This is a genomic window from Phytohabitans houttuyneae, from assembly GCF_011764425.1.
Taxonomy (GTDB): Bacteria; Actinomycetota; Actinomycetes; order Mycobacteriales; family Micromonosporaceae; genus Phytohabitans; species Phytohabitans houttuyneae.
Map to the genome: position 1 here is coordinate 939,836 of NZ_BLPF01000002.1, position 18,797 is coordinate 958,632.

Consider the following 18,797-nt stretch of genomic DNA (forward strand, 5'->3'; position numbering starts at 1 on the left):
ATCCCGGACGGGCGGGAAGCTGTGCGGTGGTGGTGAGGGAGGCCGAGATGGCGGACAGCGGTGTCGAGGCGCAGGGTCGGCTGCTGCACGGCGCGTCGAGCGGACCCGAGGTCCAGGCCGTGCAGCGGACGCTGCAGGCCCTCGGCCACGACCCGGGTGAGATCGACGGTGTCTACGGCCCCGACACGGCGGCCGCGGTCCGGCGGTACCAGACCGCTCGCCGCCTGAGGGTGGACGGCCTTGTCGGTCCGGCCACGTGGCAGCGCCTGAGCACCGAGACGGGCAGCGCGACGCGGGGATCGCGGCTACGCAAGACGCTGGTCGGTCCGATCGAGGGCGCGGACGTGCGGCAGGCGCAGGAGCGGCTGCGGATGGCGGGCTTCGACCCCGGCCGCACCGACGGGGTCTACGGCCCGGACACCGCCGCCGCGGTCCGCGCGTTCCAGCACATCCACGGCCTCACGGTGGACGGCTTGCTCGGCCCGTCACCAGCCGGGCGCTGTTCGCCGGCGAGCTGCGGCTGTCCGACACGGTGGCCGGCGTGCTGCGCTCCGCCCCGCCGGCGCTGGCGGCGTCCGAGGTTGTCCGGCGCGTCCTCGGCCGGCATCCGGAGTACGGTCGCGGCCGCCAGCGGCCGAACCTGGTGACCGAGCCGAGTGAGGTACGCCTCGGCGCCGTCGACTGGCTGGCCCAGGTGCGCAGCCTGTTCGACACCGCGGCGGCGCCGAGGCTGCACGGCCGGCTCGTCGTCATCGGCCTCGCCCTCCTGGACACCCGCCTGGCCGCTCAGCTGTCCGGGGACGGCTACCTCGACGCCGTCGGTGCCGAGCTCGCCGAGCCGTTGGACTCGTTGCTGACGCCTCGGGCGCGATCGCTGTCCGAGCGCGGGCGGGCCGTGGGCGCCGACGCCGGCACCGACGACTGGCGGCGGCTGTCGTCGGCGTTGCGGGCCGCGCTCGCGCGGGCGGAGGCGCAGCGGAAGGCGGCCGGACGTTCCATGGTGCACATCGAGCACCTGCTCGCCGCACTGGGCCAGCAGGACGCCGGTCCGCTTTCCACACTGCTCGACCGGGCCGGCGTGGGCGCGGCCGGCCTCAAGGCGGCCATCGCGGAGGGTGCCAAGCCCCTACCGCCCCCGCCGCTGGACGCTGCGCCGCTGGATGCGATGCCGCCGCTGTCCGGGCACGCCCGCCAAGCACTGGACCACGGCATCAACCTCGCCAACGCGATCGGCTCGTCGGTGGTGAACAGCCGGCACGTGGTGCACGGCGCGCTGTCGGTGCCGGGCTGCACCATCGTGGAGGCGCTGGCCAAGCGCGGCGTGCACGCCGACGATGTCGAGGCGTGGAAGGTGCCGGACGCGTCGACGGTGCGGGCCGCCCAGCTCGCCGGCACCGCTGCCGACACGGTGCCGGTGCCCGGTGACGGCCAGGTGCGTGCCGCGGACCGGCTGGGCATCACCGCCGAGGTGGAGGCGCTGGCGTCGGTGCTGCTGGCGCGGGAGACCCCGCTGCCCCTGGCGGTCGGGCTGTTCGGCGACTGGGGCAGCGGCAAGAGCTTCTTCATGGCCCAGCTGCAGGAACGCATGCAGGAGCTGGCCGACCTGGCCAAGGGCGAGCACCCGGAGGCCGCGCCCTACTGCCGGACGGTGCGCCACATCCGGTTCAACGCGTGGCACTACACCGACGCGAACCTGTGGGCGAGCCTTGCCGACACGCTGTTCGACGGGCTGGCCCGCGCCGACGCGCCGAACGAGGCCCAGGTCAAGCTCGACGAGCTGGGGGAGGCGCGCAAGAAGGCCGGCGTGGCCCGCTCGGAGCGGGAACGGCTCGAGCGCGACCTGGCGGCCGGCGCGGGCGGGTCGCGGCGGGCCGTGCTCACCGCGGCGTCGGTCGCGATCGAGGCGGTGCGCGACGACCCGGACCTGCTCAAGAAGCTGCGCACGGCGACCCGGGCGCCGGCGCAGACCGACGTGGCCACCCAGCGCCTCGTCGCCGTGCTGGGAGCGGTCGAGGGGTGGGAGCGCGGGCCCGGACCGTCTGGCGCCTGTTCCGGCAGGAGGTGCTGCACCGGCGGCTGCGGCTGACGCTCGTCACGCTGGCCACCCTGGTCGGCGCCGCCGTGGTGATGGCGGCGGTCACCAACGTGTCGCCGCTGGCCAAGGGCCTGGCGATCGCCGCCGCGGTCGCGGCCGCGTTCACACCGGCGCTGGACGGCGCGCTGCGCGTGCTGTCCCTGGTCCGGGAGGCGCGGGAGGCCAGGGAGCGGCCGCTGGCCGAGAAGCTGGTGCGGGCCCGCGCCTCCGAGGAAGCGGCTGAGCGGGAGGTCGCCGAACGCGAGGAGCAGCTGGCCCAGCTGCGCGACGACGACCTGCAGCTGCGTACCTTCCTGCGGGGACGGGCCTCCAGCTCCGACTACCGGGGTCAGCTGGGCGTGATCTCGATCGTCCGCCGCGACTTCGAGCGGCTCGTCGCGCTGCTCCCGCAGGTGGCCGACGTGGATCGGATCGTGCTGTTCATCGACGACCTGGACCGCTGCCCGCACGCCAAGGTGGTGGACGTGCTCCAGGCCGTGCACCTGCTGCTCGCGTTCGAACTCTTCGTGGTCGTCGTCGGGGTGGACAGCCGGTGGCTCAAGCAGTCGCTGAAGGAGCACTACCACGACCTGCTCGAAGAGCCGGACAGCTACCTGGAGAAGATCTTCCAGATCCCGTACGCGCTGCGCCCGATGACCAGAACCGGTTTCCGGGACCTGGTCGACCAGCACACCCGCTCGCCGAAGAGCGCCGGCGACCTGAAGTCGACTGTGGACAGTGGGCCGGCCGCCACGCCGGGCGGCGCACCGGACGCGGGGACAGGGGCCGAGGCGGTGGCCGACCAGGCGGCGACGGGCGGCGCCGCGCCAGCGCCGGCAGGGCCGACCGCACGGGTACCGGCGGCGCCGCCACCACCACCGGAAGCGCTGGTGATCTCCGATGCGGAACGCCGGCTGCTGCACGAGCTCGACGCGCTCGTGCCCACGCCCCGCGCGGCCAAGCGGCTGGTGAACATCTACCGGATGCTGCGCGTGTCCGTGCCGGAGGAGGAGCGCTACGACTTCGCGCCGGAAGGTGGAGGGGAGTACCAGGCGGCCGTCGTGCTGCTGGGCATCCTCGTGGGGCGCGGCCCGGACGTCGAGCGCACCTTCGAGGCGGTGCTCGACGCGCCCGACGACTCAGACATCTGGGAGGTCCTCGCCGCGACGCCGGGCCTTCCCGAGCAGCTCGCCGCCGTCCGCGGTCACCTCACCCTGCACCGGGCCGCACCGTACCGGCGCTGGGTGCCGCGCGTGTCACGGTTCTCGCTGCGCCCGTTCACCAGGTACGCCGTACCGGCGGACGGCGCGTCGGGCCAGTGACATGCGGTGTACCTCGGAGGGGCCGTCGTAGATGCGGAAGGGCCTGATCTCGCGGGCGATCCGCGCGGTCGGCAGGTCGGCCGAGACGCCGGCGCCGCCGCACAGCTGTACCGCGCGGTCGGCGACGCGGTGCAGTGCCTCGGCGCCGAAGACCTTGGCCAGCGAGGTCTCCTCGCGGCCGGCGCGCCCGGCGTCGAGGGCCTCGCACGCGGTCAGCAGCAGCGAACGCGTGGCGGCGAGGTCGATCTCGTTGTCGGCGATCATGTGCTCCACCATCCCGTGCTGGGCCAGCGGGCGGCCGAAGCCGGAGCGCTCGCTGACGTACCTGACGGCCGTCTCGTGGGCCCGCTGCGCCGCGCCGAGCCACCGCATCACGTGGGTGAGCCGGGCCGGGCCGAGCCGCACCTGCGCGTAGTGGAAGCCCTCGTCGACCGCGCCGAGCACGTCCTCGGGGCCGACGCGCACGTCGGCCAGCTCGATCTCGCAGTGGCCGCCGAGCATCGACTTGTCCATCGTGTTCACGTGGCGCAGCACGCGGATCCCGGGGTGGCCGGCCGGCACGAGAAACATCGTGGCGCCGCCGGGGGAGTCCGGCTCGCCGCTGGTCCGCGCCATGACGATGAGGAACCCGGCACCGTCGGCGCCGGTGATGAACTTCTTCCGGCCGTTGACCAGCCAGCCGTCGCCGTCCCGCCGGGCCAGCGTCCGCAGCGCGTTCGGGTCTGATCCGGCGCCGGGCGGCGGCTCGGTCATCGCGAAGGCCGAGCGCTGTTCGCCACGGGCCAGCGGGGCGAGGTACCGCTCCCGCTGCGCGCCGGACGCGACCTGGTCGAGCAGGTGGAGGTTGCCCTCGTCGGGGGCGTTGAGGTTGAGCGCCATCGGGCCGAACAGGGAACGCCCGGCGGCCTCGAAGACCGCGGCGCGTTCGCGCATGGCCAGGCCGTGCCCGCCGTACTCCCGGGGCGCGTGCGGGGCGAAGACGCCCTCCGCGCGGGCCTTGCGCTGAAGGTCGATGCGGAGCCGCTCACCGCCGGCGGCGGCGACGTCACCGTCGAACTCGTCCTCGACCGGGATCACATGGGCGTCGATGAAGGCGCGCGTACGGGCGGCAAGGTCGTCGATTTGGCTGGTCATGGGCACCTCGCTGTCGGCGGACCGGCGCGGGTGAGCCGTGACGATCTCGTTGCGAGAAAGTTTCGCGGGAGTGTTGCTCGTCACCCAGTTCAAGGTCCACACTCTTGGCTACCGAGCGAGCGCTCGGACGGTATCAGGATCATACGGACGGAAGGGCGCGTCAATGGCGACAGAGACACACCAGCCCATCGCCGCCGAGGCCACCGCTGAGGCCACGTTCGCCGCCTGGCTGGACAGGCTCGCGCCGGCACTCGAGGCCGGTGACGCGGCGAAGACGGTCGAACTGCTGGCGAACGAGTGCTGGTGGCGGGACCTGCTCGCGCTCACCTGGGACCTGGGCACCTACCGCGGCCGGGACGCGGTCACCGCCATGCTGGGTGAGCACCTCGCGCCCGGTTCCTTCGTAAATATCCGTATGGTCACCGAGTTCGGCCCCCGCTACCAGGGCGGCGACAACGAGATCGTCGAAGGCTTCATCACGTTCGAGACCCCCCTCGGGTTCGGGCGCGGCGCCGTCCGGCTGATCCGGGAGAACGGCGCCTGGGTGGCCTGGACGGTGATGACCGAGCTCGACGACCTGCGCGGCCACGAGCGGGCGATCGGCCCGCACCGTTCCCGAGGTCCGCGGCACAACCCGGCCGGCAACAGCGGCCGCAACTGGCGGGACGAGCGCGAGGAGAAGGTGCGCTACGCCGGTACCGACCCGGACGTCGTCGTCATCGGCGCCGGCCAGGGCGGCCTGTCGGTCGCCGCGAACCTCGGCCTCATGGGCGTGGACACCCTGATCCTGGAAAAGAGCGAGCGGGTCGGCGACGGGTGGCGCAAGCGCTACCACTCCCTCGTCCTGCACGACCCGGTGTGGGCCGACGCCCTTCCCTACATGCCGTACCCCGAGTCGTGGCCGGTCTACTGCCCCAAAGACAAGATCGCCGACTGGTTCGAGTCGTACGCCGCGGCGATGGAGCTGAACGTCTGGACGTCGGCCGAGCTGACCGCCAGCCACTACGACGAGTCCAGCCAGCGGTGGACGCTGCGGGTCCGCACGCCGGACGGCGAGCGCGAGCTGCACCCGCGCGAGGTCATCCTCGCCACCGGCGCGGCCGGCGAGCCGAACGTTCCGGACGTGCCGGGGCGCGAGCTGTTCACCGGCATCAGCTACCACTCCAGCAAGCACAGCTCCGCCACCAGCTGGGCCGGCAAGAAGGCCGTCGTCGTCGGCGCGTGCAACAGCGGCCACGACATCGCACAGGACCTCTACGAAGCCGGCGCGGACGTCACGCTCGTCCAGCGCTCGTCCACGCACATCATCAGCCAGGAACACGGCATCCCGGCGATCTTCGGCAGCAACTTCGTCGAGGGCGGGCCGCCGACCAAGTACGCGGACCTGCTGGCCAGCGGCACGCCGTGGCCGCTGGTGCTGGAGATGGCCAAGGAAGGCGTGAAGGACACCGCCAAGAAGGACGCGGAGCTGCTGGCGGCGCTCGACGCGGTCGGCTTCAAGCGCAACGACGGGCCCGACGGCACCGGGCTGATGGGCTACGCGCTCGCGTACGGCGGCGGCTACTACATCGACGTGGGCTGTTCGCGGCTCATCGCCGACGGGAAGGTCAAGCTCGCCCAGGGATCCGGGCTTGCGCGGTTCACCCCCGACGGCATCGCGCTGGAGGACGGCCGGCACCTGGAGGCCGACCTCGTCGTGCTCGCGACCGGATACAGGAACATGCGCGAGACGGCTCGCCGGCTCTTCGGCGACGAGGTCGCCGACCGGCTCCCGCTCGTCCTCGGTGTCGGCGAGGACGGCGAGCTCGGCGGACTCTACCGGCGCACGGGTCACCCGGCGTTCTGGTACATGGGCGGCCCGCTCGCCTGGGTCCGCATCTACGCCAAGCACCTGGCTCTACAGATCACCGCGAAGCACGCGGGACTCCGGTTAAGCAGGGGAGTTACCCAGTGAAACGTCATTTGTCCAGAGCGGCAATCGCCACCGTGGCGTGCGCCGGCCTCCTTTCCGCCGCGGCCTGTGGCGGCGACGACTCCGGCACCGGCGACAGCGGCGGCGGCTCGAAGCTCGTCTACTTCATGGCGCCCAACACCACACCCACCCGGTACATCCAGCAGGACGGCCCGGCGTTCGAGAAGGCGATCAAGGCGCTGGACCCCAGCGTCGAGGTCAAGTTCGTCAACGCCGGCGGCGACTCCAGCCAGCAGCTCGCCCAGGCCAACGCCGCGATTGCCGCCGGTGCCAAGGCGCTTGTCGTCGTCGCGGCCGACCCGAACACCAGCGCGGGCCTGCTGCAGGCCGCCGAGCAGGCCAAGGTGCCGGTCATCGGGTACGAGAACCCGCCCGTCAAGGGCACCCTGTACGCGCAGGTCATCTTCGACCCGGAGAAGGTCGGCGCGCAGCAGGCCACCTACTTCGCCGAGCAGGTCACCAGCGGCGCGCTGGGCGCCAAGCCGGTCAAGGTCGCCCGCCAGTACGGCAACAAGGGCGACGTCTACACCACCCAGATGCTGGCCGGGCAGAACAAGATCCTCGACCCGCTGATCCAGAGCGGTGACATCCAGGTGGTCTGCGAGGACTACATCAAGGACTGGGCACCGGACAACGCCACCAAGGCCACCGAGCAGTGCCTCACCAAGACGCAGAACGGCGTCGGCGCGTTCCTCGGCTTCTACGACGGCATCACGGCGGGCATCATCGCGGCGCTCAAGGGCAAAAACCTCGACACTCCGGTGTACGGCGGCCAGAACCCCGAGCTGACCGGCCTGCAGTACATGCTCACCGGCGACCAGCAGGACAACGTGCTCAAGGCGTTCTCCGTCGAGGCGGAGGCGGCGGCGAAGATCGCGCTCGCCGCGGTGGCCGGCCAGCAGCCGCCCGCCGACCTCGTCAAGGACACCATCGACAACGGCGCGATGCAGGTGCCCACGGCCAAGCTCGACGCCACGCTCATCCACCTCGAAGAGGGCAAGGACCCCGGCGACGCGGTGCAGAAGGCGGTCGACCTCGGCATGTTCACCTGGGCGCAGATCTGCACCGGCCCGGCCGCGGAGACCGAGACCTGCAAGACGAGGAACAAGTAGCCCGACCCATCGGCAGCGGGCGGTCGGTGGCCGCCGACCGCCCGCGCGGAGGACAACCATGACGCAAACTTCCGGGCCCCTACTCGAGCTCACCAAGGTCACCAAGCACTTCGGCGGCGTACGGGCACTGCACGAGGTCGACATGTCGGTGCACCCGGGTGAGGTCGTCGCCCTCATCGGCGACAACGGCGCCGGCAAGTCCACATTGGTCAAAATCGTGTCCGGTGTGGAGTCTCCGGAGACGGGGGAGATCCGGGTGCGCGGGCAGAGCACGCGCCTCGAGTCGCCGCGGGCCGCGGCCGAGGCGGGGATCCGCACGGTGTTCCAGGACCTGTCGCTGTGCGACAACCTCGACGCCGTACAGAACCTGTTCCTCGGGCAGGAGCGGCACGGCTCGGCCTGGTCCGGCCGGCGGATCCGCCGCCACGTCATGGAGGAGCAGGCCCAGAAGGTGCTGCAGTCGCTGTCGGTCAAGCTCCGCTCGCTCAGCACCCCGGTCGTGGCCCTGTCCGGCGGTCAGCGTCAAGGCATCGCGATCTGCCGCGCGCTGATCAGCGACCCGGCGGTGGTGATCCTCGACGAGCCGACCGCGGCGCTCGGGGTGTCCCAGCGCGCCGAGGTGCTGGACCTGATCCGCCGCCTGCGCGACCAGGGGCGCGGCGTCGTGGTGGTCTCACACGACATGAAGGACGTGCGGCAGGTCGCCGACCGCATCGTGGTCCTGCGGCTCGGCGCGAAGGTCGCCGAGTTCCACCGCGGCGGGTACACGCCGTCAGACCTGGTCAGCGCGATGACCGGCGCGCACGAGCCCAGCGATGATGAGGACGGACGGTCTTGAGCATCTCGACATCACCCGCGGTCGGTGCGCCGGCGGCCAGCCGCACCCGGGTCAGCCGGGCGATCGAGGCGGCCGCGCGCGGGCACCGCAGCATCCCGGTGCTGGTCGTGCTGGCGATCATCTGGGTCGCCTTCTACAGCCAGAGCTCGGCGTACCTCAGCTTCCAGAACCTCACCAACCTCACGCTGCAGATCGTGACCACCGCGATCCTCGCCCTGGGCGTGGTCTTCGTCCTGCTGGTCGGCGAGATCGACCTGTCCTCGGCGGTGCTGTCCGGGGTGTGCGCGGCGGTGGCCGCGGGGCTGACCGTCAACAGCGGCCTGCCCCTGCCGGTCGGCATCGCGGCGGCGATCGGCGCGGGCATGGCCATCACGTTCGTCGAGGCCCAAGTGATCATGTTCGGCGTGCCGTCGCTGATCGTGACGCTCGGCGGCATGGTGATCCTGCAGGGCCTGATCCTCGTGGTGCTCCCGCCCGAGTTCACGATCAGCGTGGCCGGCACCCCGTTCGCCAAGATCGCGAGCACCGCGATCCCGGCCGGGACGAGCTACGCGCTGGCCGCGGCGGCCACCGTGGCGTTCGCGGCGTACCGGCTGTTCCAGTACCGCGAGCGGCTGTCCACCGGCTCACTAGCCTCGCTGGCCACGGTCTTCGTACCCACCGCGCTCGTCGCCGCCGTGCTCTTCGGCGGGGTGTTCACGCTGACCCGCCAGCGCGGGCTGCCGATGCCCGTGCTGATCGTCGCGGTCATGTTGCTGATCGCCTGGTACTTCACCACACAGACCCGCTACGGCATCCACCTGTACGCCGTGGGCGGCGACCGCGAGGCGGCCCAGCGCGCGGGGATTCCGGTGCGGCGGATGGTGCTCTACTCGTTCCTCGTCCTGGGCGCCTGCGCGGCCATCGCGGGGATGGTCGACGCGTCCCGCCAGCTCGGTGTCTCGGTCACCTCAGGCTCCGGCCCGCTGATGCTCAACGCCATCGCGGCCGCGGTCGTCGGCGGTACCAGCCTGTTCGGCGGGCGCGGATCGATCTGGTCGGCGGTTCTCGGCGCGCTGGTGATCGGCTCGATCAGCAACGGCGTGCAGCTGCTCGGACTGTCGACGGAGGTGCAGTACTTCGCGACCGGCTCGGTACTCATCGTCGCGGTTGCCGTCGACGTGGTCCTCACCCGCGGATCCCTGCTGCCGGGGCGGCGTTGACCATGACCTCGTATGCACCGAGCTGGGTGCCGGACCCCGCGCGGGTCCAGCAGACCCGGATCGTGCGGTTTGCGCGGTGGCTCGTGGAGCACGGCCGCGCGCAGCTCGACGACGTGACCGACTACCGCGCACTGCACGCGTGGTCGGTCGCCTCGCCCGGGCCGTTCTGGGCCGCGGTCGCCGACTTCTTCGGCGTGGACTGGCAGAGCCGTCCGCACACCGCCCTCGCCGAACGCCGGATGCCCGGCGCCGTGTGGTTTCCCGGCGGCACCCTCAACTTCGGCCAGCACATGCTGCGCGCCGGCCAGGACGACCAGGACGCGGTGATCCTCGTCGCGGAGACCGGCGAACGATCGTCGATCACGTTTGCCGCGCTGCGCGAGCAGGCCGCCGCCGTCGCCGGACACCTGCGCGCCCTCGGCGTCCGGCCCGGAGACCGGGTCGCCGCCTACCTACCGAACTGCGTCGAAGGCGTGGTCGCGTTCGTGGCCACCGCCATGGTCGGCGCGGTGTGGGCGCAGACCGGCCTGGACTACGCGGCACCCGCGGCGGCCGACCGGATGGGGCAGCTGTCGCCGCGCGTGCTGATCGCCGGCTCCGGCTACCGGTTCGGCGGGAAGGTGCACGACCGCCGCGGCGACGCGCAGCAGCTGCGCGAGCTGCTTCCCGGGCTGCGGCACACGATCACCGTCCCGACCGCGGGGCTGGCCCACCCCGCGGCCGGTGCCGACACCAGCACCTGGGCGCAGGCGCTCGCCGCCGAGCCCGATCCGCGTGGCGTCGCCGTCGACTTCGACCACCCGCTCTGGGTGCTGTTCACCTCCGGTACCACGGGCAAGCCCAAGGGCATCGTCCACGGGCACGGGGGAGTGCTGCTGGAGCAGCTCGTCTCACCCGGCCTGCACATGGACCTGCACGCCGGTGACGTCTTCTTCTGGTACACCACGCCGAACTGGATGATGTGGAACGCCCAGATCTGCGGGCTGCTGCACGGCGCGACAACCGTCCTCTACGACGGCCGGCCGACCTACCCCGCCCCCGACGCGCTGTGGCGCCTCGTCGCCGACCTCGGCGTCACCGTGTTCGGCACCAGCCCCGGCTACCTCGAAGCCTCCCAGCGGGCCGGCCTCACGCCCGGCAAGGACCTTGACCTCGCGGCCCTGCGGCTGGTCGGCGTGACCGGTTCGGTGCTGCCCGCCACCGCCAACGAGTGGTTCCGCGAACACGTCAGCGCGCGGGTCCAACTTGGGTCGATGAGCGGCGGGACGGACATCGTCGGCATCTTCGTCGCCAGCGCACCGACCACCCCCGTGTACGACGGCGAGATCAGCGCCCCCGCACTGGGCGCGGCGGTCCAGGTGTGGAACGGTGACGGTGCGCCCGCCCCGGCCGGCACGCCGGGGGAGATGGTGATCACCGAACCGATGCCGTCGATGCCGCTGCGCTTCTGGGACGACCCGGACGGCCGCAAGCTACGAGACACCTATTTCGATATGTTTCCCGGCGTGTGGCGACACGGGGACCTGACCGCGATCACGGAACGTGGCACCGTCGTGATCCTCGGTCGCTCGGACGCGACCATCAACCGGCACGGGGTCCGGCTGGGCTCCGCGGAGATCTACGCGGCGATCAGCGACCTGCCGCAGGTGGCCGACGCCCTCCTGGTCGGCGTCGAGGAGGCGGACGGAGGGTATTGGATGCCGCTGTTCGTCGTCCCCGACGGCGACCACACCCCGGCCGATCTCGTCAGCCGCATCCGCCGCCGCATCGCCGAGCGGGCCTCGCCCCGACACGTGCCCGACGACGTGATCGTCGTGCCGGGACTGCCGCACACCAAGACCGGCAAGCGCCTGGAGGTCCCGGTCAAACGAATCCTTCAGGGTGCCGACCCGGAACGCGTCATCGACCGCAGCGCGGTCGACGACCCGGCGGCCCTGGACACGCTCATCGCCTCGGTGCGCGCCGCGAAGCGGCGTGAGCCGTGAGGTCCACGACCAGAGAGGTGACGACGGAGTCGATGTCTGCCGAGTCTGACTGGCGGGAGTACGGACCGCTCGAGTTCTCCCGCATCCTCGAAGCCGCTCTGCAGGCCTTCTACGAACACGGCTACCACGGCACGACGACCCGCGACCTGGCGCGCCGGTCCGGCTTCTCGGTACCCGGCGTCTACCACTACTACCCCTCCAAGCAGGACATCCTCGTCGACCTCATGATGGTCATCATCGAGGAGCTGCTGGTCCGCAGCCGGCAGGCCCTGGCGACATCGGCCGCCGACCCGCGCTCACAGTTCGACGCGCTGGTCGAGTCGCTGCTGCGGTTCCACATGTACCGGCGCACCGGCGCCATGGTGTCGACGGCCGAGCTGCGCAGCCTCGAGCCGGGCAACCGGGAGCGCTACGTCGCCAAGCGCGACGAGCAGCAACGCATGCTCGACAAGGTGATCCTCGACGGCGTGCGGGACGGGATCTTCGCCACGCCGTTCCCCAAGGACGCGAGCCGGGCCATCGCCTCGCTCTGTGTGGGTGTCGCGTCCTGGTACCGGCCGGACGGAAGCCTCTCCGTCGACGCTCTTCTCGACCGCTACCTCACGATCGCGCGTTCGATCGTCGGCATCACCGAGGAGACAGAGCCGGGACAGCCGCGATGACCCCGACGCCTGAGCCGGCCCGGTCCGCGCTGGTCACCGGCGCCTCCCGGGGAATCGGGCGCGGCATCGCGCTCGGGCTCGCGAAGCGGGGCTGGCACCTGACCCTGGTGGCTCGCGACCCGGCACGGCTGGCCGCCGCGGCGGCCGAGGTGAGGGCGGCCGGAGCGTCGCATGTGGACTGTGTCGAGGCCGACCTCGCCGCACCCGACGCGCCGGCCGCGGCCGTCGCCGCGCACGCCGCCCGGTACGACAGCATGGACGCTCTCGTCCTCGCGGCCGGCGTCGGCTCGGCCGGGCCGCTGGACAGCTTTTCGGCCGCGCGGTACGACAAGCAGTTCGCGCTGAACACCCGCGCGCCGTTCGTTCTGGTCAGCCAGGCGCTGCCGCTGCTGCGGGCCGCGGCGCGGCAGCGCCCGTCCCGGGGCGCGCGGGTCATCGCCTTGGCATCGATCGCCGGGGTCTACGCCGAACCGTCCCTGACCGTCTACGGGGCCACCAAGGCCGCGCTGCTGGCGCTGTGCCGCGGCCTGAACGCGGAGGAGTCCGCCGCCGGCGTGACCGCGACGGCGATCGCTCCCGGCTACGTCGACACCGACATGAGCGCCTGGGTCCACGACACGGTGCCGCCCGAGACGATGATCCCGGTCGACGACCTCGTCACGGCGGTGACCGCACTGCTGGACATGTCACCGCGCACCGTGATCAACGAGATCGTGATCGGCCGCGCCGGCACCCGGGGACAGCAGGCATGAACGGCGACCCACCGCCCCTCGACGTGCGGGGCGTGCGCACCTTTCTCGAACGGCAGCACGTCCCCGTGGCCGGGCCGCTGACCAGTGAGCTGGTCAGCGGCGGCAAGTCGAACCTCACCTACGTCGTCACCGACGGCACCCACCGCTGGGTCGTGCGGCGGCCGCCACACTCCGGCCTCACCCCGTCGGCCCACGACGTGGCGCGCGAATGGCGGGTCGCGCAGGCCCTGCAGTTCAGCGCCGTACCCGTACCTCCGGCGGTGGCCCTCTGCGAGGACACGGACGTGATCGGCGCGCCGTTCGCGGTGACCGCGTTCATCCCCGGCGAGGTGGTGCGCACCCGCGCGCAGCTGCACGTCTACACCTCGGCCGAGCTCGAGTCATGCGTCACGGAGCTGGTCCGGGTCCTGGCCGACCTGCACTCCGTCGACGTCCACGAGGTCGGCCTGCAGGGCCTCGGCCGCCCGGACGGCTTCCTGCAGCGCCAGGTCCGCCTGTGGTGGCGGCAGTGGACCGAGGTGAAGAACCAGGACCACGCCGACGCGACGCGGCTGCACTCGCGCCTGGTCACCGCCCTGCCACCCAGCTCGACCCAGATCGGCGTGGTGCACGGCGACTACCGGATCGACAACACGCTGCTGGACAGCGCCGACATCAGCAAGGTGCTCGCCGTGGTCGACTGGGAGCTGGCCACCGTCGGCGACGTACTCACCGACATCGCGCTCATGTGCGTCTACCGCCAGCCGCAGCTCGACCCCATCCTCGGCCTCGACGCGGCCTGGGCGAGCGACCGGCTGCCGGACGGCGACGCGATCGCCGAGGCGTACGCCCGCCGGCGCGGCGTCGACCTCGACCACTGGCCCTTCTACCTCGCGCTGGCCAACTTCAAGCTCGCCGTCATCGCGCAGGGCATCAGCTACCGCGCCCGGCAGGGCGCCGCGGCCGACCCGAGCTCGGCGCGCGCCGAGCAGGCCGTACCAGCGTTGCTCGCCGCCGGCCTGCGCGCCCTGGGCCCGGTGTAGCGCAAGGCTTTTTCGGTATTTCGCTCCTTCTGCCGGACTTATTCCGGTTGCAGCGCCGCGAGGTCGCCGCGCCGTCACCATGATGAGGGTCCTGTCCGGGTGGAGGCGGCTGATGCGCGGTGACGACGAACGTCAGTACGTCGAGTACGTCACGGCGCGCCAGGAGGTCTTACGCCGGGCCGCCTACCTGATGTGCGGCGACGGCCACCGCGCGGACGACCTGGTGCAGAACACCATCACGGCCTTGTACCGCCACTGGCACAGGGCGCGGGCCGCGGACAACATCGACGCCTACGTGCATCGCATCCTGGTCCGCAAGTACCTGGACGATCAGCGGCTCGCCTGGTCCAGGGTCCGGCTGGTCGCGGAAACGCCCGAGGCGCCCGCGTCGCCGGCGGCCAGCGTCGAGGAGCGGGAGGTGCTCCGAGCGGCCCTGGCCCGGCTTCCCCGGACCCAGCGGACCGTGCTGGTGCTCCGCTTCGCCTGCGACATGTCCGTCGACGAGGTGGCCACCGTGCTGCGCTGTTCGCCGGGCAACGTGCGGAGCCACACGACCCGGGGCCTGGCGGCGCTGCGGCACGTGTACGAAATCGACGAGTTGTCCACCCCGGACAGCTGAGCGGCGGGAGACAGTGATGACCTCCGACGACGACCGCGGCGCGAAAGCGGTACGCGCTCTGATGGCGCGCGTCGAACTGCCACCGTCCCGACTGGACATCGACCGTGCCGTGCGGACCGGACGGCGGGGCAGGCGATGGCGGCAGATCCTGACGGCGGCGGGTGCGGCGGCGACCGTGGCCGTCGGATCAGGGGCGGTCGTCGCCGGCGTCGGCGCTCCCCAGGGCCCGGACCGCCCGGTGGTCACGCCATCGCCGACGGCCACCCCCGTGGCCTGCACGGTCACCGTGCTGCCCGCCCCGGAGGGCTACCGCCCGGTGAGCCTGGTCGCCGCGGACGCGACCGGCCGCCATCTGGTCGGAAACGCGCTGCAGGACGGGACGGAGAAGGTCCGCGTTGTCGTGTGGGTCGACGAGTCCCCGACTACCTTCGAGGTGCCCGGCGCGGGTCCGTTCACGGATCCGACCGACGTCAACTCGGCGGGCACGGTGGTGGGCGGCGCCTCCGGCACCGCAAGCGGCAGGACGTTCGCCTGGAGCTACCGGAACGGGACTGTCACGAAGCTGCCGAACCCATCGGGGTATCGGGCCGGAGGCCCGGCGTTCATCAACGAGCGGGGCGACATCGCCGCCCCCGCGAGCGGCGCGACGGGGCTCGCGGTGGTGGTGTGGCCGGCGAGCGCACCGGACCGGCCCCGCGTGTTTCCTACCTCCTTCGCCGACCTGGACCTGGCCGACATCGCCGAGGACGGGACCGTCGTCGGGTCCGTCGGCGCCGACGACCCGCGTGGGTTCGCGGTCACGGGCAATGGGGGCACGCCCTACGCCTGGCCGCCGGACGGAGTGGGTCGGGAGCTGGCGGTGCCGGCGGGCTGGGACGGCGGCCTCCCCAGAGGCGTACACGGCGACTGGGTGCTGGGCTCGGTCTACGCCAGCGCGACGACCCGCGACAGGCCCTTCGGCGCCACCTTCGCGCCGGCGCGCTGGCGCCTCAGCACCGGTGAGGTCGAGCTGCGATCCGCGATCACCGCCGACAGCATGATGCCGATCGTCGACGCCGTGACCGAGACCGGCTGGATGTCCGTTCAGCTCTCCGAACAGAAGACGGCGCTGCTCGGGCCGGATGGCCAGGTGCTCTTTCCACGAAACCGGGACGGCGTCGAGGCCGCACGCGCGCAGGCCGCCTGGGTCGGCGACGGCGGCCGCACGATCGTGGCCAACAGCGACTTTGCGCCAGACTTCCGCCGGCCGGCGAAGTGGCGGTGCGAAGCCGGATGACCGCCTGCGTGCCTGGGCGTGAAGGTGTCAGCCCAGCCGCCACATGGTCAGCGTTCCGGGGCCGCGGCAGGCCAGCAGCAATCCGGACGAGGCGCAGGAGTCGGTGGCGACCACCACGGTGGTCACCGGCTGGACCCGCCGTGACGCCAACTCGACCGCCACGATGTGGTTGCGGCCGTCGTCGCTCCAGCGGCTGGCGACCTGCCGGCCCGCCGCGGGCGCGCCGATCCCGGTCCAGCCGGGCAGCTCCAGCAAGGGCCGCCCGCTGGTCGGGTCGGCAAGCGTCAGGCGGGCGGCGGTACCGCCGAACTCGTGCAGCACCAGCGGCTGCCCGACGACGGCGGGCACGCCCGAGTGCCGCCAGCGGACCTGCCCGGTGGCCGGATCCACGGCGGCCGTACCGTCCTCGTCGACCACGCACAGCCAGGGCCCGCACCGGCCCGACAGCGGACCCACCGGCGCGGCGACCCGCCAGCGCGGCCGCAGCGTTTCCCAGTCGTACATGACCAGCTGCGCGCCGGTCCCGTCGGTGAGCAGCAGCAGGTCGTCGCCGGAGCGGTAGGCGTCCGCCACCCGCGGCGCGTCGGCCAGTAGCCGGTCCTGCCGGGTGCCGGCGTCGAGCAGCAGCGTGCGGCCGGACGCGTCGCGCTGCAGCAGCCCTGCCAGGCGGCCGCCGTCATCGGCGACCGGGGTCAGCGTCTCGTCGACCGGGCGGGTCGCCCAGGGCCACACGTCCCGCCCGGTTGCCAGCTCCAGCAGCCGGTACGACGCCCGCGGCCGGGCGACCTGCCGGCTCGGCTCGTCGATCACGACAAGCCCCGCCGCGCGGTCGATCAGACGGACAGCACCACTGCGGCGCCATCGCGGCACGCCGGTGGCGGCCTCGACCGCCACGGTGAACCCGCTGCCGGGATCGGCGCCCCCGGTTATCCCGCCCAGCACGACGAGATCTGCGACGGCTTCGGCGTGGTACAGGTTGGCCGCGCCGAGGGGCACGCTCCAGCGCTTCTCCCCGCTGGCGGCGTAAGCCGTCACGACACCGTCCGGCCGGACCAGGTAGAGGCTGTCGTCAACCACGACCATCCCGCCGGGCGGCACCGCGTCGAGCGTGACCGGCCGGTCCCAGGGCCGCCGCACCGGTGCGGCGCCGCCACCGAGCAGCAGAGCCGCCACGGATATCGCGGTCACCGCGGGCCAGCGGCGCCACCGCGGCGGACGCCGCCCGGTGGCGGTCACGGGTACGACATCCAGGTCGATCCCGGTCATCGGTCCACCCTAGGCGGCGTGCGCCACCCCAGGGCGGGCCCGGTTTTGTGCCGGGCCCGCCTGTGTGGGTGGTGTTTAGCGTTGGAGGGTGAGTAGGCCGGGGCGGTAGGGGAGGAGGCCGTAGTCGCCGCCGGAGTTGGGTGAGCGTCCTTGGTAGAGCAGTCGGAGGTTGCAGGGGTCGATGGTCATGGTTTGGTCGGCGTTGGTGCGGATGAGTTCGCCGTGGCTGATGTCGTTGGTCCAGGTGGCGCCGCTGTTGGCTTTGCCGGCGAAGGGGTTGTTTTCGGTGGTGGCTTGGGGGTCCAGGTGCCGCCGAGGTTGGTGGCGGTGAAGGAGCGGAAGTAGCGGCCTTGGGAGCCGATGGCTTCGACGATCATGAGGTAGAGGTTTTGGTTTTGGATTTTGTAGACCTGGACGGCTTCGAAGAGGTTGTTGGTGCTGTCGGTCATGATCGTGGTGTAGTTGCTGCCGAAGCTGCCGGGGAAGTTGCCGATGGGCATGCTGGCGCGGTAGATGCGGCCGTTGTCGCCGGCGAAGAACAGGTACATGTTTTGGCTGTCGCCGATGAGTGCTTGGTCGATGGGTCCGGTGCTGGAGTTGGAGATGCTGCCGGAGAAGAGGGTTTGGTGTGCTGACCAGGAGTTGACGTTGGTGGGGTCGGTGGAGGTGCGGTAGGAGAAGGCGGGGCCGCCCCATTGGTAGGCCAGGACCCACAGGTTGCGGGGGGCGAAGTAGAACAGTGAGGGTGCGACCGCGGAGAACGGCATCTGGTTTTGGCTGGCCGAGCCCATCTCGGAGAAGTTGGTGAACAGGCCGAAGTTCATCGACCCCCACGAGGTGCCGGTGTCATGGGTGGTGGCGTAGACCAGCTGCCGACCGTTGTACGGCGCGTGCGTGAAGTCCTTCAACGACACCCACCCCGACCGCGGGTTCGCCAACACACCCGACGACGACCACCGGTAACTCGACGGCAGCGAACAGTTGTTCGGCGGCGGGGTCGTCGGTGGGGCGGTGGTCGGTGGGGCGGTGGTCGGCGGTGCCGTGGTCGGTACCGTCGTGGTGGGCGGGGCTCCGGTGGTCGGCGCCGTACTGCCGGTACACGTCGTGCCGTTCAGCGCGAACGTCGTGGGTGCCGGGTTGGAGCCGTTCCAGGAGCCGTTGAACCCGAATGCGGCGGTGCCGTTGGTGGGGATGCTGCCGTTGTAGCCGGCGTTGGTGACCGTGACCTGTGCGCCGGACTGGGTGACCGACCCGTTCCAGAGCTGGGTGATGGTCTGCCCGGCACCGAACGACCAGGTGAGCCGCCAGCCGTTGACCGCGTCGCCGAGGTTCGTGATGGTGACGTTCGCGCCGAAGCCGCCCGGCCACGAGCTGGAGATCGCGTAGTCGACGCGGCAGCCGGCGGCCGCCTGGGCCGTGTTCGCGGTCAGCACCGCGGTGGCTCCGGCCAGGGTGAGGCCAGCGGCACAGGCGGCCGCAATCCGGGATCGGGTGCGTGGGGGTGGGGATTTCATCAGATCCTCCATCGGGATGGTTGGCAATGTTCACGTTCACACGCAGG

15 protein-coding genes and 1 pseudogene are annotated in these 18,797 nt (G+C 72.0%); 13 read left to right on the forward strand and 3 right to left on the reverse strand.

Annotated elements, in window-relative coordinates; all coding sequences use genetic code 11:
• The first annotated feature begins 47 nt into the window (after window positions 1-47).
• The 3 genes from Phou_RS27690 to Phou_RS27700 are packed head-to-tail and all read left to right on the forward strand — an operon-like array spanning window position 48 to window position 3,396.
• A complete protein-coding gene (locus tag Phou_RS27690) occupies window positions 48-647 on the forward strand; it encodes a peptidoglycan-binding domain-containing protein (protein WP_173060900.1) in 600 nt (199 codons plus the stop codon).
• Complete coding sequence (locus Phou_RS27695) at window positions 542-2,086, forward strand: Clp protease N-terminal domain-containing protein (protein WP_173060903.1); 1,545 nt, start codon at window positions 542-544, stop codon at window positions 2,084-2,086. The genes Phou_RS27690 and Phou_RS27695 overlap by 106 nt, the downstream gene beginning before the upstream one ends.
• Entirely contained in the window at window positions 2,017-3,396 is a 1,380-nt protein-coding gene (locus Phou_RS27700; protein WP_173060906.1) for a P-loop NTPase fold protein, read from the forward strand. The genes Phou_RS27695 and Phou_RS27700 overlap by 70 nt, the downstream gene beginning before the upstream one ends.
• Here Phou_RS27700 and Phou_RS27705 read toward each other — a convergent pair.
• Window positions 3,331-4,530 (reverse strand): acyl-CoA dehydrogenase family protein, encoded by a 1,200-nt coding sequence (locus tag Phou_RS27705; protein WP_173060908.1) that lies wholly within the window; start codon window positions 4,528-4,530, stop codon window positions 3,331-3,333. The two genes, Phou_RS27700 and Phou_RS27705, sit on opposite strands and share 66 nt — an antisense overlap.
• A gap of 163 nt (window positions 4,531-4,693) precedes the next feature.
• Here Phou_RS27705 and Phou_RS27710 point away from each other — a divergent pair, with 163 nt between their 5' ends.
• The 10 genes from Phou_RS27710 (at window position 4,694) to Phou_RS27755 (ending at window position 15,970) form a co-directional block, all read left to right on the forward strand.
• Entirely contained in the window at window positions 4,694-6,484 is a 1,791-nt protein-coding gene (locus Phou_RS27710) for a flavin-containing monooxygenase (protein WP_173060911.1), read from the forward strand.
• Window positions 6,481-7,614: a substrate-binding domain-containing protein gene (locus Phou_RS27715; RefSeq protein WP_173060914.1), complete on the forward strand. Its 1,134-nt coding sequence runs from the start codon at window positions 6,481-6,483 to the stop codon at window positions 7,612-7,614. Before Phou_RS27710 ends, Phou_RS27715 begins: the two co-directional genes overlap by 4 nt.
• A 58-nt stretch (window positions 7,615-7,672) precedes the next feature.
• The gene (locus tag Phou_RS27720; RefSeq protein WP_173060917.1) at window positions 7,673-8,452 is read left to right on the forward strand and encodes an ATP-binding cassette domain-containing protein; all 780 of its coding nucleotides are present in this window, start codon (window positions 7,673-7,675) and stop codon (window positions 8,450-8,452) included.
• The gene (locus Phou_RS27725; RefSeq protein WP_173060919.1) at window positions 8,449-9,654 is read left to right on the forward strand and encodes a sugar ABC transporter permease; all 1,206 of its coding nucleotides are present in this window, start codon (window positions 8,449-8,451) and stop codon (window positions 9,652-9,654) included. Before Phou_RS27720 ends, Phou_RS27725 begins: the two co-directional genes overlap by 4 nt.
• Before the next feature lie 2 nt (window positions 9,655-9,656).
• A complete protein-coding gene (locus Phou_RS27730; RefSeq protein ID WP_173060922.1) occupies window positions 9,657-11,639 on the forward strand; it encodes an acetoacetate--CoA ligase in 1,983 nt (660 codons plus the stop codon).
• A gap of 32 nt (window positions 11,640-11,671) precedes the next feature.
• On the forward strand, window positions 11,672-12,301 hold the full coding sequence (locus Phou_RS27735; protein WP_173060925.1) for a TetR/AcrR family transcriptional regulator: 630 nt from the start codon (window positions 11,672-11,674) through the stop codon (window positions 12,299-12,301).
• Complete coding sequence (locus Phou_RS27740) at window positions 12,298-13,053, forward strand: SDR family NAD(P)-dependent oxidoreductase (RefSeq protein ID WP_173060928.1); 756 nt, start codon at window positions 12,298-12,300, stop codon at window positions 13,051-13,053. The genes Phou_RS27735 and Phou_RS27740 overlap by 4 nt, the downstream gene beginning before the upstream one ends.
• Window positions 13,050-14,075 (forward strand): phosphotransferase family protein, encoded by a 1,026-nt coding sequence (locus Phou_RS27745; protein ID WP_173060931.1) that lies wholly within the window; start codon window positions 13,050-13,052, stop codon window positions 14,073-14,075. The genes Phou_RS27740 and Phou_RS27745 overlap by 4 nt, the downstream gene beginning before the upstream one ends.
• Before the next feature lie 112 nt (window positions 14,076-14,187).
• Window positions 14,188-14,694 (forward strand): SigE family RNA polymerase sigma factor, encoded by a 507-nt coding sequence (locus Phou_RS27750; RefSeq protein ID WP_173060934.1) that lies wholly within the window; start codon window positions 14,188-14,190, stop codon window positions 14,692-14,694.
• A 16-nt stretch (window positions 14,695-14,710) separates the two neighbouring features.
• Window positions 14,711-15,970, forward strand: coding sequence for a hypothetical protein (locus tag Phou_RS27755; RefSeq protein WP_173060938.1), 1,260 nt, complete (start codon window positions 14,711-14,713; stop codon window positions 15,968-15,970).
• Between the two features lie 27 nt (window positions 15,971-15,997).
• Here the strand turns inward: Phou_RS27755 and Phou_RS27760 are convergent, their stop codons facing one another.
• Both Phou_RS27760 and Phou_RS27765 read right to left on the reverse strand, forming a co-directional pair.
• Window positions 15,998-17,236, reverse strand: coding sequence for an outer membrane protein assembly factor BamB family protein (locus Phou_RS27760; RefSeq protein ID WP_173060941.1), 1,239 nt, complete (start codon window positions 17,234-17,236; stop codon window positions 15,998-16,000).
• A gap of 75 nt (window positions 17,237-17,311) precedes the next feature.
• A pseudogene (locus Phou_RS27765) lies at window positions 17,312-18,762 on the reverse strand (non-reducing end alpha-L-arabinofuranosidase family hydrolase).
• Between the last annotated feature and the right edge of the window lie 35 nt (window positions 18,763-18,797).